The organism is Oryzibacter oryziterrae, assembly GCF_021864535.1.
Classification (GTDB): domain Bacteria; phylum Pseudomonadota; class Alphaproteobacteria; order Rhizobiales; family Pleomorphomonadaceae; genus Pleomorphomonas; species Pleomorphomonas oryziterrae.
This window is the reverse complement of record NZ_JAKJIC010000014.1, coordinates 44,589-70,562: the sequence shown is the minus strand read 5'-3', so window position 1 is coordinate 70,562 and position 25,974 is coordinate 44,589. Positions and strand designations below refer to the sequence as shown.

Genomic DNA, 25,974 nt, shown 5'->3' with positions numbered 1-25,974 from the left:
GACAATGACCTACATGACGTTACCACCGGCCGCTGCCGAGGGGTTGTCGGATGAGGAAGCGGCGCGGCGCTCGGCCTCGGAAGGCTTCAACGAGTTGCCGAGGGCAAAGCGGCGCACGCCCCTGCGCATTGTATTCGAAGTCCTGCGCGAGCCGATGCTGGCTCTGCTCCTTGGCGGCGGCTGTGTCTATCTCTTGCTTGGCGACCTGACGGAAGCCCTCGTCCTGCTGGCCTTCGCCACCCTCTCGGTGGCGATCACGGTTGTCCAGGAAAGTCGGACTGAACGCGTGCTTGAGGCCCTGCGAGACCTGACCAGTCCCCGCGCCATGGTGATCCGGGCCGGGCAGCGGCGACGCATTGCCGGACGCGACGTGGTCCGTGGGGATCTTGTGGTGCTGATTGAAGGCGACCGCGTCCCCGCTGACGCCCTTCTTCTTGAGTGCCACGATCTTCAGACTGACGAGTCCCTTCTCACGGGCGAGTCCGTTCCCGTCACCAAACTCGCCCGTGGCACAGGGGACAGCCCCTCCGGGCATGCAGCCGAGGACGACGCCGTGGTCCGTGTCTTTTCCGGCACTTTGGTGGTGCGCGGAACCGGACTGGGGGAGGTCACGGCGATCGGAGCACAAAGTGAAATCGGCAAGATCGGGATGTCCTTGCAATCCTTGGCGACCGAGTCCCCACGCCTCCAGGCCCAGACCGGGCGACTGGTGCGGACCTTCGCCCTGATCGGCGGCGGCATCACCATTTTGGCCTTCGTGCTTTACGGGACCCTGCGCGGCGGGTGGCTCGACGGCCTGCTCGCCGCCATTGCCTTGGGTATGTCGATGTTGCCCGAGGAATTTCCGCTGGTGCTGGCCGTCTTCATGGCGATGGGCGCATGGCGGATTTCGCAGGCGCGCGTCCTCACACGACGTGCAGCCGCAATCGAAACGCTGGGCTCGGCAACCGTCCTTTGCACCGACAAGACTGGCACTCTGACCGAAAACCGCATGGCGATCGCCGAACTTCGCCTGCCGGACGGACGCAGTACGTCTGCCAACCCCAACCTTGCGCAAGCCTTTCGAACGCTTGTCGATGTGGGCGTCCTCGCCAGCGCCCAGATGCCCACCGACCCGATGGAAAAGGCCTTCCATGACCTCAATGGAACTCAACCACCTGCCACTGTGTCGACGCCACGCCACCTCGTGCACGAATACGGACTGTGTCCAGATCTCCTGGCCATGACCAACGTCTGGGCGGCGGACGACACAGGATCCAGCATGCTGGCCGCCGCCAAGGGCGCTCCCGAGGCGATCGGAAGGCTATGCCACCTCGATGAGGCTGCGCTTGCTGCCCTGAAGGTGGAGGCCGATGGCATGGCGGCAAAGGGCTTGCGGGTTCTCGGGCTTGCGCGCGCGATCGCCAGCGAACCATGGCCGGCGGACCAACTTGGCTTCGCCTTCGAATTCCTGGGCCTGGTGGGCCTCGCCGACGCCTTGCGTGCCAGCGTGCCGGCTGCAGTCGCCCAATGCCGCTCGGCCGGTATATCCGTGGTGATGATCACCGGCGACTATCCGACCACCGCGCGGGCCATCGCGACCGAGGCCGGCATAGACTGCGCAGACGTGGTGACAGGCATCGAGCTTGGCCTTATGGACGATGCATCCCTCGCCAGACGCGTGCGGTCGGCGACTGTTTTTGCTCGCATCATGCCCGAACAGAAACTTCGGATCGTCGAAGCCTTCAAGACCGGCGGCGAAGTCGTTGCCATGACCGGCGATGGGGTCAACGACGCGCCCTCGCTCAAGGCGGCACACATTGGCATCGCAATGGGAGGACGCGGCTCGGACGTCGCCCGCGAGGCCGCTTCGATCGTGCTCCTTGACGACGACTTTGGTTCGATCGTCCATGCCGTGCGCCTTGGCCGCCGCATCTACGACAATCTCGTCAAGGCGATGGGCTTCATTCTGGCGGTACATGTGCCGATCGCGGGCCTTGCCCTGTTGCCGCTGGTCTTCGGCTTGCCGATCCTGTTCGGTCCCATGCACATCGCCTTCCTGGAAATGATCATCGATCCGGTCTGCTCTCTCGTGTTCGAAGCCGAAGCGGAAGAAGAAGACGTCATGGCCCGCCCACCGCGAAACCCCAGCGAGCCGCTGTTTTCACCGGCATTGGTGGTCTGGGGGCTGCTTCAAGGCCTGATGGGATTTGCCGTCGTCGCGGCCATCTATCTCCTGTCCCTGCGTCGCGGCATGCCGGACGACGAAGTCCGCGCCGTCACTTTCGTCTCGCTCGTCTTCGTCATCATCAGCCTGATCTTTGTTGGCCGCTCCTTCAGCGCATCAGTGCTCACCGCACTGCGCCAGCCCAACCGCACCCTCGCCGTCGTGCTCGCGTCCGTGGCGCTGATGCTGGCCGCGACGCTCTACTGGCCGTTTGTCCGGAGCCTTTTCCGTTTCGGACCGCTTCATGCCGTCGACCTCGCCGTGGCCGGTGGGGCCGGTATCGCGTTGCTGCTGATCCTCGAATACCTGAAGCCACTGGTCCGCGCCCGCTGGCAGCCTTCCGACAGGCCTGTTTCCAGCGCGCCATAAAGCCCGCCCTCGTGGTCCATTTCAGCCCGACACCAGGCAAAGGTGACGGGCTCAGGCGGGGCAACCACACCCCTGGCGCCAGGAAAGACTTGACTTTTGCACCGCAACAATCCATACCCCCTCGCACAAGGGCCTTTGCTGCCCCTGTTCTCCGGTCGCGTGAAGCACGGGCTTGAAGCCCCGACAGACCGGTTTCCCAAGATAATTGGCCCATGATCACGCGGGGCTGGTTGCTCCGCGAAGCGCACCGGCTCAACCGCCGGCGGCCAAGCTTGTTTATTGAAAGACCCTCACTTGACGTCCTTTTCCGATTTCGGCCTCAGCGAAACGCTGACCCGCGCCCTCGTCGACGCCAACTACACCACCCCCACCCCGATCCAGTCCCAGGCCATTCCCGAGCTCATGAAGGGCCGCGACCTCCTGGGTATCGCCCAGACCGGCACTGGCAAGACCGCCGCCTTCGCGCTGCCGATCCTGCAGCGCCTCGCCCCCGGCAAGCCGGCTGCGCCCCGCCGCGTGCGCGCCCTCATCCTGTCGCCGACCCGCGAACTGGCCACCCAGATTGCCGAGAGCTTCAAGACCTATTCGCGCTACATGAACCACATGACGATCGCCGTGGTGTTCGGTGGCGTCGGTCATCGCCCGCAGGAAGATCGCCTGAAGCGCGGCGTCGACATCCTCGTCGCCACCCCGGGCCGCCTGATCGACCACATGCTCGCCGGCATGGTCACGCTGCACGAGACCGAGATCTTCGTGCTCGACGAAGCCGATCAGATGCTCGACATGGGCTTCGTCCAGCCGGTGCGCAAGATCGTCAAGGAGCTGCCCAAGCTGCGCCAGACGCTCTTCTTCTCAGCCACCATGCCCAAGGAAATCGCCGGTCTCGCCGGTGAGCTTCTGTTCAACCCGATCACCGTCAAGGTCACCCCGGAGGCCACCACGGCCGAGCGCGTCGAACAGCGCGTCATCCACGTGGAGACCGCCGCCAAGCGCCGCCTGCTGCTCGACGTCATCGTCGCCGAGAAGCCCGAACGCGCCCTGATCTTCACCCGTACCAAGCATGGCGCCGATCGTGTCGTCCGCCAGCTCGGCCAGGACGGTGTCGAGGCCTCGGCCATTCATGGCAACAAGAGCCAGGCCCAGCGCGAGAAGGCTCTCGCCTCCTTCAAGGCCGGCTCGACGCCCATTCTGGTCGCAACCGACATCGCCGCCCGCGGCATCGACGTCTCCGGCGTCAGCCACGTGATCAACTACGACCTGCCCAACATCCCCGAGAGCTACGTGCACCGCATCGGCCGCACCGCGCGCGCCGGCAAGTCGGGCATCGCCATCTCCTTCTGCGGGGACGACGAGCGCGATTACCTCAAGGACATCGAGAAGGTCACGCGTCAGAAGATCCCCGCCGAGGATCGCCGTGGCACCATCGCCCTGTCCCCGCGCTCCGACCGCGACGCGGGCGGTGACGACGAGGATCGCGCAGAGCGCGGTGACCGCCGCAATCCGCGCGGCAACCAGCAGCGTCACCATCGCCCCAGCGGCGCCCAGGGCGCCAAGGACGGTCATCATCATCCCGGCAAGCGCCCCGAAAGCCGCCCCGCGGCTGCCGGCGGCAAGCCCGCCGCCAAGCCCCAGACCGCGCGGCCGCAGCACCGTGACAACGGCGCCCAGGAAGAAACCCTCGGCCGCGTCGGCTTCCTCGCCGGCGGCCGTGAAAAGCCGACCCGCCCGCAGGCGGCCGCCCGTCCGCAGGGCGACAGCCGTCGCCCGCAGCGCAATGGCGGCAACGGTCAGCGCCGTCAGGAAGTCTGACTTCTGACTTCTGATCTTGCATCAAGACACGAAGGCCGCCCCGCAAGGCGGCCTTTTTGCTGCCCGCCGCCTTACTTCAGCTTGGCAACGAAGACGTCCTGCACCGAGTTGCTGTCGCCACTCACCAGCTTGGTCGCCTTACTGGCATAGGCGATCATCTTGGCATTCGGCCCGAACATGGGGTTGGAGCTGTGATCGTTGCTCTGCAAGCCCGAGGCCGCCACGGAGACCCGCGTGATCGCCCCGGTGGAGATCGTCTTGATGAAGATGTCGGTCTTCTGATTGCTGTCGCCGGCGACGAGATTGCTTGATACGGACTCGAAGATCACGCTCTTGCCGTCCGGCGAAAAGCGCGCGTGATCGCTGTTGGCATTGCCGGCGGCACCCGTCTTGCTCGCCGAGATCAGCGTCACCTTGCCGGTCGTCAAACTCTTGAGGAAGATCTGGTGCATGCCGCCCGTCGGCGTCGACACGAGATTGGTCGAGTTGCTCTCGAACACCACCCAATTGCTGTCCGGCGAGAACTCCGGAAGGTTGCAGTCGCTGTTGGCTTGCTGACCGGCCGAATTGGACGACACGAGGTAGAGGTTGTCACTCGGCCCATCATAAAGAAAGATGTCGGTGCCGCTCGTATCGCCGTTGAACAAGTTGCTGGCCTGCGAGCTATACATGAACCGCACCCCGCTCGGCGCCATGCGCACCTGAAAGCTCGGCCCGTTCAACTGCCCATCCGCCAGCGTCGTCGAAAGCCGGCTGATGCTTCCCGTCGTCAGCGACTTTATGAAGATGTCCGACACGCCGTTGGTGTCATTCGGCACCAGATTGGACGCCTTGCTCTGGAACAGGATGCTCTTCCCATCCGGCGTAAACACCGGGTAGATGCTGTCGTCATTGCCCGGCACGCCCGACTTGGATTTGGACACAAGCGTCAGCTTGCCCGACACCAGATCCTTCACATAGACATCCTCGATGAAGAGCGGGTTCTTGCCGCCATCGAAGTTGCGGGCAAAGCTGTAGAAGGCCACCTTCTTGCCGTCTGGCGAGAACACGGGGCCGTAGCTCGAGTTGTTGCCCTTTACGCCGGCCGAACTGGTCGAGATCAGCTTGATGGCATTGTTCGACAATGTCTTCAGAAAGATGTCCGAGCGCCCGTTCGTGTCGCCGGCCACCAGGTTGGACGCCAGACTGGAAAACACGACCTGTTTGCCGTCAGGCGAGATCTTCGGGCTCTGGCTCTCGGCGAACACCTGCCCGCCATTCGCCTTGGTCGAGACCCGCACGACCGATGCGACCGGGCTCGCCGCCGCCACAATGCCACAGGAACTCACAAGAAAGGACAGGACGAGGCCGGCTCTTGCTGCCGCCGAAATCGCTTGCATCGCAATCACTCCCCAACAATGGCAACATTTTCGCCGACGATAACTCTCCGTCGCCGGCACGGAAATAGCCCCCAACCAGGGCACACCAACTGGGCCACGGAAATCTTGCGGCCGACCACGCTCGGTTCACCTTTGCCTGCAAAGTCCCTGTCTGCAGGAACCGGCGGCATGTTCACGACAATAGCCATGAGACCGGTTTTAGCAAAGTGGCCATCTTGCCTCGCGTTCCCTGCCGACAGCCGCACATTGCCACAGCCCGGCAGGAGCTACCCTGCCACCCTGCCGAGCCAAGCCGAAGTAAAACCTGGAATTCTCCATGATCTCATACGTAAATCAACATCAAAAAAGCAGAATTAAAGAAACATTAACCATAATAAATGGTTACACATTCTTTTCGCATTCACATAAATTAAACCGAGAATCCCGTATATCACCATACAAAACCATATGAGACCTCGCTTTTCTCTCGATTTTGCCGTTAGTGTCCGCCCAGATCCATGATCGAGATGCATAGACATGAAGTCGGACAAGTTGATTTTTGCAGTTTGGATCCTGTCTAGCCTGGTGCTGGCAGCCCTCACGATGCAGCCCGTCGGCACGGGCGTTCAGCTCACCACCGGTCTTGCGCTCCTGTGGGCCATGATCCTTGTCTGGATGGGTGGCCGCACCGGTCCCTGGCGTCTCGCCTTCATCGGCCTCGCGCTGACGATCGCCGGCCGCTATGTCTACTGGCGCACCACATCCACGCTCCCGAGCATCGAAGACCCGCTGAACTTCATTCCCGGCTTCATCCTCTACGTGATGGAGATGTTCACCGTGCTGATGCTCTGCATCAGCCTGTTCATCGTCGCCGATCCCATCGAACGTGCCCCGGCCCCGCGCCTTTCCGACGACGACACGCCCACCGTCGACGTGTTCATCCCCACCTACAACGAAGACAAGGCCATGCTGGCCACCACCGTTTCGGCGGCGCTGGCCATGGACTATCCGGCCGGCAAGCTGAAGGTCTACCTGCTGGACGACGGCGGCACCGACCAGAAGTGCAACGCCGCCGACCCCGTCGCCGCGCACTCGGCACGCAGCCGCCGGGCCGAACTGATGGCGCTGTGCGAGGAGCTCGGTGCGCACTATCTGACGCGTGAGCGCAACCTGTCCGCCAAGGCCGGCAACATGAACGCCGCCCTGCCCAAGACCTCGGGCGAACTCATCGCCATCTTCGACGCCGATCATGGCCCCGTGCGCGAGTTCCTCACCGAAACCGTCGGCCACTTCCACGAGGACCCGCGCCTGTTCCTGGTGCAGACCCCGCATTTCTTCCTCAACCCGGACCCGATCGAGAAGAACCTCTCCACCTTCAACCGCATGCCCTCCGAGAACGAGATGTTCTACGGCATCATCCAGAAGGGCCTCGATAAGTGGAACGGCGCCTTCTTCTGCGGTTCCGCCGCCGTGATCAGCCGCGCGGCGCTCGAGGAAGCCGGCGGCTTCGACGGCGTGTCCATCACCGAGGACTGCGAGACGGCCCTGTCGCTGCACGCTCGCGGCTGGAACAGCCGCTATGTCGACAAGCCCCTGATCGCCGGACTGCAGCCGGAAACCTTCGCCAGCTTCATTGGCCAGCGCTCGCGCTGGTGCTCGGGCATGATGCAGATCCTGCTGCTCAAGAACCCGCTGTTCAAGCGTGGCCTGTCCGGTCCGCAGCGCATCGCCTATCTGTCGTCCAGCCTGTTCTGGCTGTTCCCGCTGACGCGCCTCACCTTCATCATCGCCCCGCTGCTCTACACCTTCTTCTCCATGGAGATCTACGAGGCGAACATCTCCGAGTTCATCGCCTACACCACGGTCTACATGGCCGCGAACATGATGATGCAGAACTATCTCTACGGCAAAGTGCGCTGGCCGTGGATGAGCGAGCTCTATGAATACGTCCAGTCGGTCTATCTGGTCCGCTCGATCTTCGGTGTGCTCCTGAACCCGCGCAAGCCCACCTTCAACGTCACGGCCAAGGGCCAGACGCTGGAGAGCAAGCGCCTGAGCGAGCTGGCCCTGCCCTATTTCGTCATCTTCGCCGTGCTTGTCATCGCCACCGTCGTCACCGCCTGGCGCTGGTATCACGACCCCGCCGCCAGCGATCTGCTGCTGGTCGTCGGCCTGTGGAACCTCCTCAATCTCGCTGTTGCCGGCCTCGCCCTGGGCGTCGTTTCCGAACGCGTCGAGCGGCGCCATGCCCAACGCCTCGCCGTCTCCCGCCGCGGCGCCGTCCGGATCGACGGCAAGATCGAACAGGTGCTGATCGAGGACGTCTCCGCCGGCGGCGCCAAGCTGCGGCCGCTGTCGGGCCGCTTCAGCTTCGATCGCGCCGCCGAGAAGTCCGGCCATCTCGCCATCTCCCCGGCCAAGCCCGGTCAGCCCATCCTGCATGTCCCCGTCACGCTGCGCCGCCTCGGCCATGACGACAAGGGCGTCAGTGCCGGCATCGCCTTCACCGGCACCGAGATCGAGAACACCGCCGTCGTCGCCTCCATCATGTATGCCAACGGCGATCCCCTCGACGGCTTCCGCCAGCGCCGGCGCAATCCGGTCGGCGTGCTGACCGGTACGCTGCGCATGCTCGGCCTCAGCCTGCACCACGTGGTGCGCGGCATCAGCTACCTCGCCCGCATCGGCCAGCCGGACGCGCCAGCCCCCGAACCCAGTGGCACTGTTGTCCACGCCACTGTCGAGGTCCGCAAATGATCCGCCACCTCTCCACCCGATGCGCGGCCCTGCTGCTGGCCACCGTCCTTGCCTTTCCGGCACTGGCCGAGCCGCCGGCCCAGCCGCTCCGCCACCTGCCCGCGCCTCGCGGCGGCTGGACCTTCAACGGCGAGGAATCCAGCCTGCGGTTCCCCCTCTATCTCGACGCTGAAGCTACCGCCCGCTCCGGCGAACTGATCCTCGCGCTGCAGTCGGCCGTCTCCGTCATGCCCGAAACCTCCACCCTGGTCGCGGCCATCAACGGCAAGACCATCGGTCGTGTCGGCCTTGGCAACGCGGAGGCGAGCGGCACCACCTCCATCGCCATCCCTCCCTCGCTGATGAAGGCCGGCTGGAACGAGATCACCCTCACCGCCAGCCAGCGCCACCGCGTCGACTGTTCGCTGAACGGCACCTACGAACTGTGGAGCCGCATCGATCCCGCCCGCTCCGGCCTCAGCCTCGCGCAAGTCTCGACGGCGTCGCTCAAGTCCATCGCCACCCTGTCGGCAGACGCCTCCGGCGGCCTGCCGCTGCGGCTGCGCGTGCTGCCCACCAGCGACGCCGAGCTGACGGCCGCCTTGCAGACCGCCGCCGTCGCGGCCCGTATGGCGGGCGCCTCGATCCCGAAGGTGGACGTCGCCGCCACGCCCGGCACCGGCGCCGGTCTCGACATCGCCCTGGGCACGCAGGCCGAACTCGCCGCGGTTGGCATTCCCGCCGCCACCGCCACGGCCGCGCTCACCGAGCCGCAGCTGCTTGGCCCCACCGCCGGCGGGCGTCCCACCCTGGTCGTCGCCCTCGAGAGCCCCAAGGCTGCCCCGCGCATCGGTCACCTCATGGATGTCGCCGACGACGTCGGCCGTCCGAGCGTCGATACGCTTCGCATCGGCCATGAGCGCCGGACGCTGCAGCTCGCCGATTTCGGCCTGCCCAGCGAGAGCTTCTCCGGCCGTCTCTGGCAGAACACCCTGCACGTCACCCTGCCGTCCGACGCACTGACCGCCGACTACGACTCCGTCACCATCAAGCTCTCCACCGGCTATGCCGGTAACCTCGACCGCGACAACAGCCTGTCGCTCTTCGTCGACGGCCACCTCGCCGCCGCCCTGCCCTTCGGCAAGCCCGATGGCGACGTCATCGACGGTCGCCGCATCGAAGTGCCGCTCAGCGCCTTCCACGCCGGCGACAACGAGGTGCAGCTGATCGCCAAGGTCACCTCGGCCGACGATCTCGCCTGCGACCCGCATGCCCAGCTCGCCGACAACGCGCGCTTCCTGATCCTGAACTCCACCTCGCTCACCATCCCGACGCTCGCGCGCGCCGCCAGCCTGCCCGATCTCGGCGCCACGCTCGCCGCCGGCTCGACGGGACCTGACGCCACCGCCCCGGTTCGCCTCGCGCTCGCCGGCAGCGATCCGGCCACCATCGGGGCCGCCGCGACGCTTTACGCCAAGATGGCCGTCGCCGCCGACGCGCTTCCCGCGCTCGCTGCCACCCTGTCGGTGCCGCGCGATCGCAAGGACGCTCTGGTCATCGTCGGCGCCGCCGACAGCCTGCCGCGCGATCTGCGCGATACCTCCGGCGTCGATCTCGCAGCCCTCACCACCGGCGGCCCGGCGCTGGCTTCGGTCGGCGCATCCGGCAACGCCGACACCCTGTTCACCGGTTCAATCGCCAACAGCGCCGGCAACAACGATCCGCTGATCGCCGAATGGAAGAAGCGCGTCGGCAGCGACCACAGCCGCTGGACCGATCTGAACGGCCTGCTCGGCGGCCTCTTCCAGTCCGCGAGCCAGACCCTCGGCTTCTCGGAAAAGCAGCGCCCCGCCGCTCCGATCGGCAGCAGCCTCGCCGTGGTGCAATCCCTGCCCGCAGGGTCCGACGCGCCCATAACGCTGGTCACCGCCCCCACCGCGGCGCTGCTCGCCGATGGCGTCACCACACTCGTGGACCGCGCCAACTGGCAGCGCCTCACCGGTGAGGGAACCTATTTCAACGCCGAAAGCCAGACCTGGCAGGTGCAGCAGGCCACCGCGCCGCGCATCGTCTCCACCGGCGACATGAGCCTTGGCAACCTGCGCCTCACCCTCGCCGCCTGGTTTGCCTCGAACGCGACCATCTATGCCGGCTTGATGGTGCTCGCCGCCCTCGCCTTCGGCCTCACCACCTATGCCACCGTGCGCCGCGCCGGCGTGAGGACCGCCAAATGATCAGGCGTCTTGCCGGCCTTGCCCTTGTGGCGATCGTCTTCGGCTGCGTCTGGATCTCCGGCGCGCTGCAACTGCCCAAGGAGGCCGAAGCCGGGAACCTGCCGCAACCGCAGATCGATCGCTCCCTGTTCGACGCCTGGGCCAAGGCCTTCGTCGATGCGAGCGGTCGCGTGATCGACAATGGCAACCACGGCATTTCCCACAGCGAGGGCCAGGGCTACGGCCTGCTCCTCGCGGTGATGGCCGACGATCGCCCCACCTTCGAGCGCCTGTTGCACTGGACGCTCGCCAATCTCGGCGTCCGCGACGACGCGCTCTTCGCCTGGTCCTACGATCCCGCCGCCGCCAAGCCGGTGGCCGACCTCAACGACGCCACCGACGGCGACATCCTCATCGCCTGGGCGCTCGTGCTCGCCGGCGACCGCTGGAGCGAACCGGACTACCGCAAGACCGCCGCCCTCATCGCCCGCGCCGTCGCCGACAAGGCCACCGCCTCCAGTCCCTACGGCCGCCTGCTGCTGCCCGGCGTGACCGGCTTTTCCGCCGCCGAGCGCAAGGACGGGCCGGTGGTCAATCTCTCCTATTGGGTCTATCCGGCCCTGCCGGCGCTCGCCACTGTCGCTCCCGAATATGACTGGCAGGCCATCGCCGCCTCCGGTCTCGCCGTCGGTCGGGCTGCCCACTTCGGCACCGCCGGCCTGCCCACCGACTGGATCTCGCTGGCCACCGCGCCCCGCCCCGCCGACGGTTTTCCGCCCGCCTTCGGCTGGAACGCCCTGCGCGTGCCGCTCTATCTGGCCTGGAGCGGCTTTGCCACGCCCGACGACCTCGCCCCCTATGCCCGCGCCTGGGCCAAGGCCCCGCCGTCCGTCGTCGACGTGACCGGCAAGGCCGCGCCTGCGCCTTTCGGCGGCCCCGAATATGCCGCCATACCCGCCCTGGTCGGCTGCGCCCTCACCGGCCAGAAGCTCGATCCCGCCCTCCGTTCCGCCCCAATGGACGTCTACTATCCGTCGACGTTGCGCCTGCTCGTGCTGGCCGCCGCGTCCGAGAGGTATCCGCAATGCCTTTGATCCGGATGATCTCCGCCCTTTCCGGCGCCGCCCTGCTGCTCGCCGCGCCCGCGCTCGCCGCCGACAGCAAGGTCGACGAAAGCGCCCTGCGCTATTACGCCAGCCACAACGAGATGGACCGCGCCCAGGCCGAGATCCGCCGCCTGCAGGCGCTCTATCCCGACTGGACGCCGCCCACCGATCTCACCGCCCTCTCCGGCGACCGCGAGAGCCCCCTCTGGGACCTGTTCCGCAAGGGCGACATGGCCGCGCTCTCCGCCGCCATCGACCAGTTGAAAGCGCAGGATCCCGCCTTCCAGCCCTCCGCCGATCTCAAGGCGCAGATCGAACGCCGGCAGGCGCGCGATGGCCTGATCGCCGCCTCCGACGCCAATGACGCCGCCAAGGTGCTCGCCATCGCCGCCGCCCACGCCGACATGATCGGCTGCGCCGATCTCGACGTCAGCTGGCGCGTTGCCGCCGCCGAGGCCGCCAAGCCCGATCGGGAGGCGTCGCTCGCCCTCTATACCCGGCTGCTCGACAGCTGCCCGGACGCCTCGACCCGCCTCGCCACCGTGCAGAAGGCCATCGCCAGCCTCGGCGCCGACGGCGGCCACCTGTTGCTGACCCACGAGAAGACGCCCGGCGAGTTCGATCGGCTCCGCCCCGATTTCGCCCGCGCCGCCATCGCCGCCCGCCTCTCCGGCACCGCGACGGCCGATCCCGATCCGCGCGATCTGGCCGTGCTGGAATCGCTCGCCAACGCGGGTCCGAAGCCCGATGACGCCGCCTTGCTCGGCTGGTGGTATCGCGCCGGCAAGCAGAGCGACAAGGCGCTCGCCGCCTTCCGCACCGCTGCCACGCTCGCCGGCCCGGACATGGACGCCAAGATCGCCGAGGGCTTGGTGCTCTCGCTCGACGACCTGCACCAGCGCGCCGAGGCGATCCGCATCGCCCATGACAACCGCCAGCGTTCCGACACGCTGACGCACCTCTATGTCGATCTCGGCACCGCCCAGTTCGAGGGCAACCCCCGCCCATCGCTGGCCGCCCCCGACATCGCCGACTACGGCTCCGCCGTCAGCGCCACCCAGTCGGCAGCCGGCGCCGAAGTGCTCGGCTGGTATCTCTATGACCTCAAGCGCCCCGCCGACGCCGCCCCCTGGTTCGACCACGGGCTCGCCTGGAAGCCCTCCGCCAGCCTCGCGAGCGGTGCCATCTACGCCGCCCTCGCCGTCAAGGATGACAGCAAGGCCAATGCCCTGATCACCACCTGGCGCACCCAGTTCCCCGAAGTGGCCGACATCCGGCTTGCTGCCCCCACCTCTGGCGCAGGCAAGCCCGCCGGCCGCGACGCCATCCTCGTCGCCTTCGAGGCCGGCAACTTCAGCCGCTGCGTCGATCTTGCCAACGGCCGCGCCAGGCTCAAGCCCGATCTCAGCGTCATCAAGGGCTGGTGCCTGATGAAGCTGCAGCGCCCGGTCGAGGCCGCCGCCGCCTTCGAGGCCGGCATGGCCGGCAGCGGCAAGGTCCGGCAGGACGCCGCCTATGGCAAGTCGCTCGCCGCCATGGCCGCTGGTGACGTGCAAGGCGCCGTCGCCACCGCCATGAACGGCGTCAGCGCGCCCGAGCGCCGCGCCGAGATCGGCGCCGCCGCGCTCGCCGACACCGCCCAGGCCCGCTTCAACGCCAAGGACTGGCGCGGCGCTCTGACCGCGCTCGAGCAGCGCGCGGCCTTCACCCCTGAAACCGCCGACCTTGCCCTCCTGCGCGGCTGGTGCCTCTGGCACATTGGCGCGCGCGCCGAAGCCAAGGCCCTGTTCCTCCGCCTCGACAACACCCTGTCCACGGCCGACACCCGCCGCGCCGTCGCCACCTCGGGAGCCCGGTCATGATCCGCGCCCCCTTCGCCGCCGCTCTTGCCGGCCTGATGCTCTCCGGCTGCATCGCCTCCACCGGCTATTCGGTGGCAACCTTGCAGACCACCACCTCGCTCACCCGCGAACCCGGCCAGGCCTGGGCCGTGCTGCCGCCGACGGCCGGCCGCGTCCTCGCGGTCAGTGAGCGGCAGGAGCCGCGCCGCCTCAGCCAGCGCATCGTCCTGGAAAGCGCGACCCCGCTGGCCGGCGAGAATGTGATCACCGTCGCCACCGCCAGTCCCGACGGCTCCGACCCCGCCTTGCTCGCCCCGCCGACGCCCGCCGGCATCGACGCGGAAATGGCCGCCGCCATCCCCGGCGTCCGCATGGCCCGCACCAATGCCCTCGGCCAGAACGCCTACGGCGCCTTCGGCACCGCGCTCGGCCACAGCGCCGGCGTCACCTGCCTCTTTGCCTGGCAACACATCACCGAAGCCACGTCCAAGCCCATCGACATCCGCCTGCGCCTGTGCGCCCGCGCCACGCCCGAAGCCCTCACCGCCAACATGACCGGCCTGCGCCTCGCCCTCGGCCCAGCCACCGACTGGACCGTCCGCAGCGGCGGCCTCAGCGTCGACCCGCTCGCCGCCGCCTCGGGCCTCATCGGCGCACCATCGGCACAGCAGTAACAGCCAGACGCCCAAGCGAATGACCGGACACCCCGAAGGCCGGTGACTGGATCGACCGCAGGTCGTTCCTGTCACCCTCCCCTCGGGACCCCAAGGAAATCACTGGCACTTCCTGGCCGAAACAAGACGCCGTCTCCCTCTCTGCGAGCCCGATCACCTGCCTTGTGTCCGGCAGGCCAAGACCCCAACTCGGTTCTCGCGCAACAGCTGACAAAGGTTTGAACCGGTTAGCGCCTTGCTCTCTCTCCCCCCTTGAGGGGAAGAGCTGGAGAGGGGGGGTAAACCACAGCAATCGCCTTCGAACGCTTGCGCGTCTCCCCCCATCCCCCATGGCAAATCGCGATTGCCAGCCCCCACCAACCGCGCTACTCACTAGGCTCCGAACGAAAATCGATTCAGGATTCTCCCATGCCCTATACCGCCGCTCCCGCTCGCTATGATGCCATGCAATACCGCCGGGTCGGCCGCAGCGGCCTGAAACTGCCGGCCATTTCGCTCGGCCTCTGGCAGAATTTCGGCGAGACGGCGCCGCTCGATCGCGCCCGCGCCATCTGCCACACCGCCTTCGATCTCGGCATCACCCACTTCGATCTCGCCAACAACTACGGCCCGCCTCCGGGCACCGCCGAGGAGACCTTCGGCAAGATCCTCGCCACCGATTTTGCGGCCTATCGCGACGAGATGGTGATCTCCACCAAGGCCGGATACCTCATGTGGCCCGGCCCCTATGGCGAATGGGGCAGCCGCAAATACATGCTCTCGAGCCTCGACCAGAGCCTCAAGCGCATGGGCCTCGACTATGTCGACATCTTCTATTCGCACCGCTTCGATCCCGAGACGCCACTCGAGGAGACCATGGGCGCGCTCGACAGCGCCGTGCGCTCGGGCAAGGCGCTCTATGCCGGCATCTCCTCCTACAATTCCCAGCGCACCCGCGAGGCCGTCGCCATCCTGAAAGACCTCGGCACGCCCTGCCTGATCCACCAGCCCAGCTATTCCATGATCAACCGCTGGGTCGAGGACGACGGCCTGCTCGACACGCTCGACGATCTCGGCGTCGGCTGCATCGCCTTCTCCCCGCTCGCCCAGGGCATGCTCACCGACAAATATCTGCGCGGCGACGTGCCCAACGACAGCCGTGCCGCCCGCAAGGGTTCGCTCAAGCCCTTCTTCATGACCGACGAGAACCTCGGCCACATCCGCGCCCTCAACGACATGGCCGCCGCCCGCGGCCAGACACTGGCGCAGATGGCGCTCGCCTGGGTGCTGCGCGGTGGCCGCGTCACCTCCGCCCTGATCGGCGCCAGCCGCCCCGAACAGGTGATCGACTGCGTCGGCGCGCTTCAGAACCTCGCCTTCTCCGACGCGGAGATGGCCGAACTCGCCCGCCGCGCGCCTGATCTCAACGTCAACCTCTGGGCCGCCTCGGCCGAACGCAAGGGCCCGAGCCGGTAACGGGAAGCCGGACAGGCAGCATCGGCATCCAATGGAAAAGGTTGCGGCGGGAGGGGGCTTGTCTCCCTCAGCGGACATCTCAAGGACTTCGACCGCCGCAACGACAAACCGCAAGGGCCTGCCGCCCCCAGAAGAGCAGACGCACCGACCTGCCGCAACAGGACGGTACCAATGATCCGCACCCCATCACCGAACCAACCCACCAGCCGAAAGCCTGGCCGCAGCGACCGGCACGCCACAGCCGACCGGCGCCGCGGCGTGAAGAAGATTGACAATATGTGTCACGCTACCCACAATACCAGGGTTGGGAAAGGTCATCGCCATGGCATCGGGAAGCATCCACGTGAAGGTCTCGGGTGTGCTGCAAGAGCACATTCAGCACCAGATTGGCAAAGACGGCCTGTACGAGAACGCCAGCGAATATGTGCGTGCGTTGATCCGCAACGACCTGCAGAGCCGCGATGCCGCATGGGACGAGCTGAAACGCGAGTTGGCGCCGGCCCTGTGGGCTGACGACAGCCAGTTTGTCGAAGTGTCGGCAGAGGATGTCATCAAGCGCAACAAGAGCCGCTGAGCATGGCCGGCTATCGGTTTTTTGGCCGCGCCGACGCGGCACAGGACCAGATTTACCGGGACACCGCTGAAAAATGGGGCGAGGATCAGGCCGAGGCTTATATCCGGGGCCTCCATATGTATTTGCAGAAATTAGCCTCGAACCGCATGTTGTGGCGGCGGTTGCCACGCAAGTTGACGGTGCCGCCCGAACTGGCGCGAGACGCCTATTTCAGTCGCTATGAGCACCATTTCGTGTTCTTCAGACTCCTCGACGATGGCGCAATTGGTGTCATGAGCATTCTGCACGAACGCATGAACATACCCGTGCGTTTGCGAGAAGACCTGTTGGCTCTGAGCAATAAGGGCTAGACACGAGTTTACTGCGGAGACCGAAATGTCTGCCTTTCCTGATAGGACGCCCGGCTCCACAGCTGTTTGGTACACATGGGAATACCGCCTTGCGGTGATTTCGGGACCGGACGCCTATGTCCTCAACGCGTCAACAGGGCTTCCAAAATCCGGCTGGTGCGCTGTCGATCGCGACGTAATCCTTGACGATGCCTTTGATGGTACGGCAAGGCCAATCTCCGTGACCCAAGCGATGGAATTACTTGTGGCGGCTTCCCAGCGCGTAGGCGTCGATTTTGGCCTGCCATTACCCTTCATGACCTCCAATACGGACACACAAAAGTAGGTAGCCAAAGGCAAGGCCATCCCCACCAACGCCGCTTGGCGGGGATGGGCAAAACATGCTCAACTCCGCCCATGATCAAGCGCCTCGCCCTCAGCCTGCTCCTCGCCCTCGCCGCCTGCCCCGCCCGGGCCGCCGATCCCTTCCAGGCATGGTTGGCCGCCACCGTCTGGCCGAAGGCGCAGTCGGCTGGGGTGAGCCGCGCCACCTTCGACGCTGCCATCGCCGGCCTGACGCCCGACACGGGGCTGCCCGATCTCGGGCCCAAGGCCACGGATTTTCAGGCCGAGTTCCGCAGTCCGGCCGGCTATCTCGACGCTGGCAAGCTCGCCGCCCAGCGGTCGATCGCCGCCAGGAAAGTGGCGGCCAACAAGGATGTCCTCGCCTCCATCCAGAAGGCCACCGGCGTGCCGCCCGGCATCGTCGTCGCGGTCTGGGCCAAGGAGTCCGCCTATGGCGCCGCCGCGCTCCCCAAGAGCGCCATCCGCACCCTGGCGACGCAGGCCTACATGGGCTCGCGCAAGGCCGAGTTCCTGCCCGAACTGATCGCAGCACTGCAGATCCTCGACAGCGGCGAGGTCAGCCTCAAGGCCATGAAGAGCTCCTGGGCCGGCGCGCTTGGCCAGCCGCAGTTCATGCCGTCGAAGTTCAGGGACTATGCCGTCGATCAGGATGGAGACGGTCGCCGCGACATCTGGACCTCCACCCCTGACGTGCTCGGCTCCATCGCCCACTTCCTCGCCCTCAACGGCTGGAAGGCCGGCGTACCCGTCGGGACCGAGGTGCGCCTGCCGCCCTCCGTCTCCTGCACGCTCGAAGGTCCCGACCAGGGCCAGCCGATCGCCAGCTGGACCGGGGCCGACGTGACCCGCGCCGACGGCAGCCCCGTCACTTCAGCCGACGTCGGACCTGTCGGACACCTGCTGCTGCCGGCCGGCCGCTACGGACCGGCCTTCCTGGTGTCGGACAATTTCTATGTGCTGAAGACCTATAACGAGTCCGATGTCTATGCACTCTGGGTGCGACTTGTGGGCGACAAACTCGTCGGCAAAAGCGTCATAACCGCGACATGGTCGCCGCCCCAGGGCTTCAGCCGCGGCGACGTGCGCAGCCTGCAGAAACGCCTCGAGGCCATGGGCCATGACGTGGGCACCGCCGACGGTCTCGTCGGCTTCCGCACCCGCGTCGCCATCGGTCGCTGGCAGCAAGCCCACGGTCTTCCCGTCACCTGCTACCCCGACAAGGCCACCATCGCCGCGCTGAAATAGGCCCGAAGAGCCGGCCCTCAGGGCTTGACGGTCGCGGCCGGCGCGTGGTGATGCTGTTGAAACAGCTTGCCTTTTTCCGTCCAGAGCACCACGCCGAGCGCAATCGCCGACAGGCCGAAACAGCCCAGGGCATAGGGGATCACCGTGCCGTCGAAGGCCTGTCCCACCAGCGCGCCCAGGAAGGCACCCACCAGCGTCGTATAGCTGCCGATCAGCGACGAGGCCGTTCCCGCCACCGCCCCGAGCGGCTCCAATGCCAGCGCATTGAAGTTCGAGGTGATGTTGGCAAAGCAGAAATGGCTCAATCCCAGCAGGACCATGAACAGCAGAAGTGGCGGAATTCCGCCACTCAGCAGCGTCACCGCCAGCAGCAATCCGGTCACGATCACATAGGCAATCAGGCTCGAATGCGACAATCGCCGCATGCCGAAACGCTGCACCAGACGCGAGTTGAGATAGTTGCTGAAGCCCGCAAACAGCGCCACCGACGCAAAGGCCAGCGGGAAATAGGTACCAAGCCGGTAGCCGTCGGACCCCAGGATCTGCTCGGCCGAGCCGATATAGGCCATCAGCGTGCCGAACATCAGGCACAGCGCCGTGGCGTAGCCGAAGGCCATCCTGTTGGTAACGCAGAGCTTTCCGGCCCCGAGAATGTCGTGGAGCGAGAAGCGGCGCCGGTATTCCGGATGCAGCGTCTCCGGCATGCGCGCGGCATACCAGAGCGTGGTGACGATCGACAGAACCGCCATCATCGTGAAGATCAGCCGCCAGTTGGCGACGAGCAGGATGAAGCCGCCGAGGCTGGGCGCCAGAACCGGAATGATGATGAAGATCATCATGATGAAGGACATCACCCGCGCCATCTCGCGCCCCGCGAAGCGGTCGCGCACGATGGAAACCGCCAGCACGCGCGGCGCCGCAGCGCCCACGCCCTGCAGCAAGCGCGCGGCCAGCAGCAGCTCGAAACTCGGCGCCAGCGACGCCAGAACCGCCCCAAGCGCCAGAATGACAAGCCCGGTCAGCAGCACCGGCCGCCGCCCGAAGATGTCGGCCAGCGGGCCATAGATCACCTGCGCCAGCGCAAATCCGCCCATGTAGACATAAACGACAAACTGCAGGTTATTCTGTTCGGCAATGCCGAAGCTGCCGCCGATGTTCGGCAGGGCCGGGAGCATCGTGTCGATGGCCAGCGCCGTCATGCCCATCAGGGCAGCAATAAGAGCAACGGTTTCGCCAAAGCCGGGCCAGCGGGGCGCGGGGCTCGTAGTCGTCTGCATGACTTCAGTCCAGGATTGCGCAGGGCCCGGAAAATGCCGGGACTCGCAAATCCCATGAAGAGACGCGGCCTGCGCTACCGTTCATAACCATCGCCGCAGCCGTTGTCCAAGCCTGATTTGATCGATTCATCAAATCGTGATCACGCACTACTGCGCGAAGCCTCGGCGCCCTCGCACGCCGATCACTGGTCCGAATATCCGCCGATCGAGCCGGTGATGTCACCCGACGAATAGCCCTGCACGGGCTGGGCGCCCACGTTCCATCCCGGTGCCGTCCCCACTTGCGGCGGCACGGAGTTGGCCCCGACCGGCGTGCAGATATAGCCCGGCGGACAAGCAGCCGCCGGCTGCTGAACCGGCTGCGCCGGATAGGACACAGGCGCCGATTGAGCCGGATAGCCCTGCTGGGCTGCCGGATAGACGAGCGGCTGGTTCGGATAGCCGCCCTGGTCCACCGGCGCCGGCGGCAAGGGTTGATCGAAGCCGCTGGCACCCTGCCCGCCAAGCGGCGGCTGCCGGTCGGCTGCTTCGATCGATTGCGGCAGCACCTTCGGCCACACCTGCTCGTCCTTCGGGATCTCCATGGGTGCCATCGGCACATTGGATGCCACCATGGCCGACGGCGTTACATTCGGCTTGGGCTTGCAGTAGCGATAGGTGCCTTGCGCATTGTGATGGGCGAGATCGAGGTGGAAATGATCCTCGTGCATGCCATCCGAGCCGGGCCCGAGCACCGTTGTGAACGGCCCGCAGGCCCCGGCATCGATCTCGCGCAGGAAGGCGCGATCGGTCTCGTTGCCGCGCCAGCCCTTCTTCACCGTCACGGTGTAACCGTTGGCCAGTGTCACGCCGGCAAAATCGAAGGCATTGGCAAAGGCATGCTCGCTGAGCCGGGCACCGGGAACGGAGTTGCGCGTGCGGCAGTTATAGGTGCCGAAATTCTTGATCTCGACCACCGGTGAGCCATAGTGGGCATAGGCTGCCGGCATCACCGAGGTCTGCACCCATTGCTCCAGTGCGGCTGTCATCGGACAGGACATCACCAGCGCGCGATTGCCAAGACTGACCGTGCCGTCCTCAAGCGCCGCAACCTTCAGCGGCCGATCGATGCCGCAGATGCCCTTGCCTTCGATCGGCCCGATCTCCTTGATCAGCGTCGTCAGCTTGACGAGTCCGCGCGCGTAGCAGGCCGCCTCCGCCTGCGCCCGCCACGGTTCCCGTTCCTCAAAGTCGAACATGCCGCAGCCGACGAGCAGCGCGGGATAAACGAGCACGAGAAGACCGGACGCGAAACGAGATGGCTTCATGATGGCCTAAAATGCCACCATCCCCGCTAACGGGGCGTTAATGCTAACGACGGGAGACAAGCTTGCACTGCCGGGCCACATTGCCTATCTTGGTCAGACTTAGCCAGGAGGCGCATATGACGTTGCCCGTCAACATGCTCGAAGCCAAGACGAACCTGTCCAAGCTCGTCCAGCAGGTGGAATCCGGAGCTGAAACCGAAGTGATCATCGCGCGGGGCGGTCGCCCCGTGGCTCGTCTGGTCCCGCTTCAGGAGCCACGGCAGAGTGGCAAGCGGCTAGGCCTGCTGGAAGGCAGGTTTCCCGACCTCGATCTTGCTCTCTTCAATGGTGATGATCAGGAGATTGCTTCGCTGTTCCTAGGCCGGGACCAATCCTGATGCGCCTGTTGCTCGATACGCACGTGGCCATCTGGGCGTTGGTGTCCCCCAGGCTGCTGCCTGCGCATATCCGGAACCTGATCGCCGACGGCGACAACCAGATTCATGTATCCGCTGCGAGCGTCTGGGAAATATCGATCAAGCACCAGCTCGGCAAGGCCAGCGCACCGCCGTTTTCAGGGGAAGACGCGGTCGGCTACTTCCGTGAAGCCGGCTATGCGTTTCTGCCCATCACGGCCTTGCACGCCGCCGCCGTGGAAAAACTGCCTCCGCTGCATGCCGATCCCTTCGACCGGCTGCTGCTCGCCCAGGCACACCACGAACCGATGCACCTCGTAACCCATGACGCCGCCATACTCCAATACGGCGATCTGACGATCGGCTGGTAGGGTTGCCTCAAATCGAGCTCACTGTCTTCAGCCGCACCTTCGGGTGCACCTCGGCCTGGCTCATCACCGTGGTATGCGCCCGGAAGCGTTCGACGATGGAGCGTACGAAGGGCCGGCTCATGGGCGAGGTCATCAGCACCGGCAATTCGCCCTTCTTGGCGGCGTCTTCGAACTGGTCGCGCACCAGCATCACGAAGTCCTGCAGCTTGCTCGGCGCCATGGCAAGGCGCTTGTCGTCGCCTTCGCCGACAATGCTCTCGATGAAGGCTTGCTCCCAGGCCGGCGACAGGTTGATCAGCGGCAGATAGCCGTTGGGCGAGATGTGGGCGGCGCAGATCTGCCGCGCGAGGCGGGCGCGCACATGCTCGGCGATCATCTGCGTCGAGCGCGACACCGTCACCCCCTCGGCGATCCCCTCGAGAATGGTCCCGAGGTCGCGGATCGACACACGTTCGGTCAGCAACAGCTGCAGCACGCGCTGGATGCCGGAAACGGTGATCTGCCCCGGCACGATCTCGTCGATCAGCTTGGCCTGGTCGGCCGGCACTTCGGTCAGAAGCTTCTTGACGTCGGAATAGGACAGGATTTCCGCCACGTTGCTCTTCAGCGTCTCCGACAGATGCGTCGACAGCACCGTCGCCGGGTCCACCACCGTATAGCCGCGAATGGCCGCTTCCTCGCGCAGGCGGGCTTCCACCCAGGTGGCCGGCAGACCAAAGGTCGGCTCCACGGTCTGCGTGCCAGGAATGCCCACCTTGCCGCCCATGGGATCCATCACCATGAACTGGCCGGGGAAGATGGTGCCGCGCCCGGCCTCCACTTCCTTGATCTTGATGACATAGTCGTTGGCGCCCAGCTGCACGTTGTCGAGCAGGCGCACCGGCGGCATGATGTAGCCGAGATCGGTGGCGATCTGCCGCCTCAGTGCCTTGATCTGATCGCTGAGCCGCTCGCCCTTGGAGTTGTCGTTGATCAGCGGCAAGAGGCCGTAGCCGAGCTCGACCCTCAGATCGTCCATCTTCAGCGCCGTCTGCACCGGCTCCTCGGCCGGCGCCGCCGGCGGGGCTTCGGCAGCAGCCTTCTCCGCCGCCTTGATCTCCGCCTTGGCCTTCTTGTCCTTGTTGGCGAGGAAGGCAAGCACCCCGGCCCCCGCCCCCAGCGAGGCAAAGGGCAGGAACGGCAGTCCCGGCAGCACCGACAGGAGGCCCATCACCACCGAGGACATGCCGAGCGCCGTCGGATAGCCGGCGAGCTGCCCGCTCAGCGCCTTGTCGGCCGCGCCGCTCACGCCCGCCTTCGACACCAGAAGGCCCGCCGCCGTCGACACGATCAGCGCCGGGATCTGGCTGACAAGACCGTCACCGACGGTCAGGACGGTATAGGAATGTCCCGCTTCCGACAGCGTGATCCCCATCTGCATGGTGCCGATGATGATGCCGCCGATCACGTTGATGAAGGTGATCATCAATCCGGCGATGGCGTCGCCACGCACGAACTTGGAGGCACCGTCCATGGCGCCGAAGAAGGCGCTTTCCGCTTCCAGGTCCCGCCGCCGCTTGCGCGCCTCGTCTTCCTTGATGAGCCCCGACGACAGGTCGGCGTCGATGGCCATCTGCTTGCCGGGCATGGCGTCGAGGGTGAAGCGCGCCGCCACTTCCGCGATGCGGCCCGAACCCTTGGTGATCACGACGAAGTTGACGATCACCAGGATGGCGAAGACGATGATGCCGATGACGAAGTTGCCGCCCATCACGAAGTTGCCGAAGGCGGCAATCACGTGGCCGGCCGCATCGGTGCCCTCATGCCCATGGCTCAGGATCAGGCGCGTCGACGCCAGATTGAGCGACAGGCGCAGCATGGTCGAGATCAAGAGAATGGTCGGAAAGGAGGTGAATTCCAGCGGCGTCTGGATGAACAGCGCCGTCATCATGATCAGCACGGAGAAGATGATCGACAACGCCAGCATGAAGTCCAGCAGCATCGAAGGCATCGGCAGGATCAGGATGACCATGATCGCCATGATGCCGACGGCAAGGCCTACATCGCCCCTGAACACCGTCGAGCGCAGCGTGTCGATCGAAGGCACGCTCATGCCGAGCGGATAGCCTGACGCGGTGGGCTCGGAACTGGTGGACGTGTCGGCCAACGCAAATACACCCGCAAATCACGGCCGGCCCCGACGCGGGATCCAGCTAGGCAGAATTTGCCGGGCATATGGTTAACGGCCGGTTAACTTTTGCTGATCCACCTTCACCGTCCCCAAAGAGATCACTTGGGGCAGGGAAAACGCAGGCAGCGTCAGTCGTCACATTCGAGACTGCTGCGGCCGCGCGTCAGGTCCCGAACAAGATCCCCGACGCCCTCAACCGCGGGCTCAGGCAGCCGCAGCGTCAGCAGGCAACCGGCCTCGTCAAAGGCACTGTCCACCACTTCCGTGCCGGAAAGCGCGGCAAGCCGGGCCTTGAACAGCGCCATTTCGGAAAACGTGAGGTGAACCCGCGCCAGGACGCTTGGCACGAAGGCCGTCAGCTCGGCCTCCCTCAGGCACTGCGCGGCCGTACCGCCATAGGCGCGCACCAGCCCGCCGGCCCCGAGCAGGATGCCGCCGAACCAGCGTGTCACGATCACCAGAACATGGTCGACCTCGGCCCCATCGATGGCGGCAAGGATCGGCTTGCCCGCCGTGCCCGAGGGCTCGCCATCGTCGGAGAAGCGATAGGTCGCGCCGATGCGAAAGGCCCAGCAATTGTGGTTGGCGTCGGCATCCCCATGGAGGGCCAAGGCGGCCTTGGCCTCTGCCTCGCTGGCCACCGGCACGGCAATCGCCCGAAATCGGCTCTTCTTCACCACCTGCTCGACCGTGGCGATGCCCTCAAGGCGAAACATCGGTGAGGCTCTCGGGTTTCTTTTCGCAAAATGCAAAAGGCCGGCGGCATGACCGCGCCAGCATCACGCTAGCATCACGCCATCGCCACCCGCGCCGTCCCGGGCTCCGGCACGTCGACGCCCTCGGCCTCATACTCGTTGAGCTTGTTGCGCAACGTACGGATCGAGATGCCGAGGATCTTGGCCGCATGGGTGCGGTTGCCAAGGCAATGGTCGAGCGTATCGAGGATCAGCTCGCGCTCCACATCGGCCACCGTGCGCCCCACCAGCGCCCGCGTCATCGCCTGCGCCGTCTCGGCGGCGCGTGCGGCAGCATCCCCGGTGCGCCCGCTCGCCGGACTGTCGAAGCGTGCACCATCCGGCGAGCGGATGGCGTCGACGCCGATCTCGATGCCCGAGGCCAGCAGCACGGCGCGATGGATGGTGTTCTCGAGTTCGCGCACATTGCCCGGCCAGCCCGCCGCGATCAGCTCGCGCTTGGCATCCGCCGCGAGCGGCCGCTGCGGCATGCCGTTCACCTCGGCATACTTGCGGCAGAAATGCTCGGCCAGCGCCAGAATGTCGGCCGGGCGCGCCCTCAGCGGCGGGATCTTCAGATTGACCACGTTGAGCCGGTAGAGCAGATCCTCACGGAAGTGGCCCTCGCGCACCGCGTCCATCATGTTGCGATTGGAGGTGGCGATGATGCGGATGTCCACCGGCACCGGCTTGTTGCCGCCGACGCGGTCGATCACCCGTTCCTGGATGGCACGCAGCAGCTTGGCCTGCAGCCGCACGTCCATTTCGGAGATTTCGTCGAGCAGCAGCGTCCCGCCGGTCGCTTCCTCGAACTTGCCCACGCGCCGGGCCACGGCACCGGTGAAGGCGCCCTTCTCATGGCCGAACAGCTCCGATTCCAGCAGGTTTTCCGGAATGGCGGCGCAGTTCACCGACACGAAGGGCTTGTCCGCCCGCGACGACTTGCGGTGCACATAGCGCGCCAGCACTTCCTTACCCGTACCGCTCTCGCCGGTGATCAGGATCGAGGCCTCCGACGGCGCCACTTGGTCGGCCAGCTTCAGCACCGCCAGCATGGCCTCGTCGCGCACCACCAGTTCGCGGCTGTCGGCGCTGACGGCGGCGAGCACGGCAGCGATCATCTCCGCGTCCGGCGGCAGCGGAATATATTCCTTGGCGCCCGCACGAATGGCCGCCACCGCCGCCTTGGCGTCCGTGGCGATGCCGCAGGCGACCACCGGCACGTGGATGCGCTCTTCTTCCAGCGCGGCGATGAAGGCGCTGATCGGTTGCAAAACGTCGATCATGACGAGATCAGCGCCCTTGCCCGAGCGCAGCGTCTTGAGCGCCATGTCCACGGTATCGGCCTGCAACACCGACGCCCCCTTGTCCATGGCGATGCGGGAAGCCGCGGTCAGTTGCCCGTTCAGCGAGCCAACGATCAGAAGGCGCATGGCTTC

General features: G+C 65.9%; 20 protein-coding genes. 14 read left to right on the top strand and 6 right to left on the bottom strand.

Annotation, left to right across the window (positions count from 1 at the left end):
- Positions 1 to 4 precede the first annotated feature (4 nt).
- Positions 5 to 2,575 carry a cation-translocating P-type ATPase gene (locus L2I41_RS15355; protein WP_237154453.1) on the top strand — a complete coding sequence of 857 codons (2,571 nt, stop codon included), beginning with the start codon at positions 5 to 7 and terminating at the stop codon, positions 2,573 to 2,575.
- Positions 2,576 to 2,869: 294 nt separating this feature from the next.
- Complete coding sequence (locus L2I41_RS15350) at positions 2,870 to 4,384, top strand: DEAD/DEAH box helicase (protein ID WP_237154452.1); 1,515 nt, start codon at positions 2,870 to 2,872, stop codon at positions 4,382 to 4,384.
- 71 nt (positions 4,385 to 4,455) lie between these two features.
- On the opposite strand, the gene L2I41_RS15345 is transcribed toward L2I41_RS15350, so the two are convergent.
- Positions 4,456 to 5,763 carry a TolB family protein gene (locus L2I41_RS15345; protein ID WP_237154451.1) on the bottom strand — a complete coding sequence of 436 codons (1,308 nt, stop codon included), beginning with the start codon at positions 5,761 to 5,763 and terminating at the stop codon, positions 4,456 to 4,458.
- A 516-nt stretch (positions 5,764 to 6,279) separates the two neighbouring features.
- Here L2I41_RS15345 and bcsA point away from each other — a divergent pair.
- From bcsA to L2I41_RS15295, 10 genes are all read left to right on the top strand, one after another.
- Entirely contained in the window at positions 6,280 to 8,499 is a 2,220-nt protein-coding gene (bcsA, locus tag L2I41_RS15340) for a UDP-forming cellulose synthase catalytic subunit (protein ID WP_255720257.1), read from the top strand.
- Positions 8,496 to 10,712 (top strand): cellulose biosynthesis cyclic di-GMP-binding regulatory protein BcsB, encoded by a 2,217-nt coding sequence (locus L2I41_RS15335; RefSeq protein ID WP_237154449.1) that lies wholly within the window; start codon positions 8,496 to 8,498, stop codon positions 10,710 to 10,712. Before bcsA ends, L2I41_RS15335 begins: the two co-directional genes overlap by 4 nt.
- Positions 10,709 to 11,785, top strand: a complete 1,077-nt coding sequence (locus L2I41_RS15330; RefSeq protein ID WP_237154448.1) for a family 8 glycosyl hydrolase — start codon at positions 10,709 to 10,711, stop codon at positions 11,783 to 11,785. The genes L2I41_RS15335 and L2I41_RS15330 overlap by 4 nt, the downstream gene beginning before the upstream one ends.
- On the top strand, positions 11,776 to 13,659 hold the full coding sequence (locus tag L2I41_RS15325) for a tetratricopeptide repeat protein (protein WP_237154447.1): 1,884 nt from the start codon (positions 11,776 to 11,778) through the stop codon (positions 13,657 to 13,659). Before L2I41_RS15330 ends, L2I41_RS15325 begins: the two co-directional genes overlap by 10 nt.
- On the top strand, positions 13,656 to 14,312 hold the full coding sequence (gene bcsN / locus L2I41_RS15320; protein WP_237154446.1) for a cellulose biosynthesis protein BcsN: 657 nt from the start codon (positions 13,656 to 13,658) through the stop codon (positions 14,310 to 14,312). The genes L2I41_RS15325 and bcsN overlap by 4 nt, the downstream gene beginning before the upstream one ends.
- 408 nt (positions 14,313 to 14,720) lie before the next feature.
- A complete protein-coding gene (mgrA, locus tag L2I41_RS15315; RefSeq protein WP_237154445.1) occupies positions 14,721 to 15,767 on the top strand; it encodes an L-glyceraldehyde 3-phosphate reductase in 1,047 nt (348 codons plus the stop codon).
- Between the two features lie 322 nt (positions 15,768 to 16,089).
- Entirely contained in the window at positions 16,090 to 16,341 is a 252-nt protein-coding gene (locus L2I41_RS15310) for a ribbon-helix-helix domain-containing protein (RefSeq protein ID WP_237154444.1), read from the top strand.
- 2 nt (positions 16,342 to 16,343) lie between these two features.
- A complete protein-coding gene (locus tag L2I41_RS15305; RefSeq protein WP_237154443.1) occupies positions 16,344 to 16,691 on the top strand; it encodes a type II toxin-antitoxin system RelE/ParE family toxin in 348 nt (115 codons plus the stop codon).
- Between the two features lie 25 nt (positions 16,692 to 16,716).
- Entirely contained in the window at positions 16,717 to 17,016 is a 300-nt protein-coding gene (locus L2I41_RS15300; RefSeq protein ID WP_237154442.1) for a hypothetical protein, read from the top strand.
- A 71-nt stretch (positions 17,017 to 17,087) separates the two neighbouring features.
- On the top strand, positions 17,088 to 18,281 hold the full coding sequence (locus L2I41_RS15295) for a lytic murein transglycosylase (protein WP_237154441.1): 1,194 nt from the start codon (positions 17,088 to 17,090) through the stop codon (positions 18,279 to 18,281).
- Between the two features lie 17 nt (positions 18,282 to 18,298).
- Here L2I41_RS15295 and L2I41_RS15290 read toward each other — a convergent pair whose 3' ends face one another.
- Both L2I41_RS15290 and L2I41_RS15285 read right to left on the bottom strand, forming a co-directional pair.
- Positions 18,299 to 19,558 carry a multidrug effflux MFS transporter gene (locus tag L2I41_RS15290; RefSeq protein WP_237154440.1) on the bottom strand — a complete coding sequence of 420 codons (1,260 nt, stop codon included), beginning with the start codon at positions 19,556 to 19,558 and terminating at the stop codon, positions 18,299 to 18,301.
- A 182-nt stretch (positions 19,559 to 19,740) separates the two neighbouring features.
- Positions 19,741 to 20,865 (bottom strand): extensin-like domain-containing protein, encoded by a 1,125-nt coding sequence (locus tag L2I41_RS15285; protein WP_237154439.1) that lies wholly within the window; start codon positions 20,863 to 20,865, stop codon positions 19,741 to 19,743.
- Positions 20,866 to 20,981: 116 nt separating this feature from the next.
- On the opposite strand from L2I41_RS15285, the gene L2I41_RS15280 reads away from it, so the two are divergent.
- Both L2I41_RS15280 and L2I41_RS15275 read left to right on the top strand, forming a co-directional pair.
- Entirely contained in the window at positions 20,982 to 21,242 is a 261-nt protein-coding gene (locus tag L2I41_RS15280) for a type II toxin-antitoxin system Phd/YefM family antitoxin (protein ID WP_237154438.1), read from the top strand.
- The gene (locus tag L2I41_RS15275; protein ID WP_237154437.1) at positions 21,242 to 21,631 is read left to right on the top strand and encodes a type II toxin-antitoxin system VapC family toxin; all 390 of its coding nucleotides are present in this window, start codon (positions 21,242 to 21,244) and stop codon (positions 21,629 to 21,631) included. Before L2I41_RS15280 ends, L2I41_RS15275 begins: the two co-directional genes overlap by 1 nt.
- Positions 21,632 to 21,638: 7 nt before the next feature.
- Here L2I41_RS15275 and flhA read toward each other — a convergent pair whose 3' ends face one another.
- From flhA to flbD, 3 genes are all read right to left on the bottom strand, one after another.
- Complete coding sequence (gene flhA / locus L2I41_RS15270; protein WP_237154498.1) at positions 21,639 to 23,723, bottom strand: flagellar biosynthesis protein FlhA; 2,085 nt, start codon at positions 23,721 to 23,723, stop codon at positions 21,639 to 21,641.
- Between the two features lie 206 nt (positions 23,724 to 23,929).
- Positions 23,930 to 24,517 carry an IMPACT family protein gene (locus tag L2I41_RS15265; protein WP_237154436.1) on the bottom strand — a complete coding sequence of 196 codons (588 nt, stop codon included), beginning with the start codon at positions 24,515 to 24,517 and terminating at the stop codon, positions 23,930 to 23,932.
- A 74-nt stretch (positions 24,518 to 24,591) separates the two neighbouring features.
- The gene (gene flbD / locus L2I41_RS15260) at positions 24,592 to 25,968 is read right to left on the bottom strand and encodes a sigma-54-dependent transcriptional regulator FlbD (RefSeq protein ID WP_237154435.1); all 1,377 of its coding nucleotides are present in this window, start codon (positions 25,966 to 25,968) and stop codon (positions 24,592 to 24,594) included.
- Between the last annotated feature and the right edge of the window lie 6 nt (positions 25,969 to 25,974).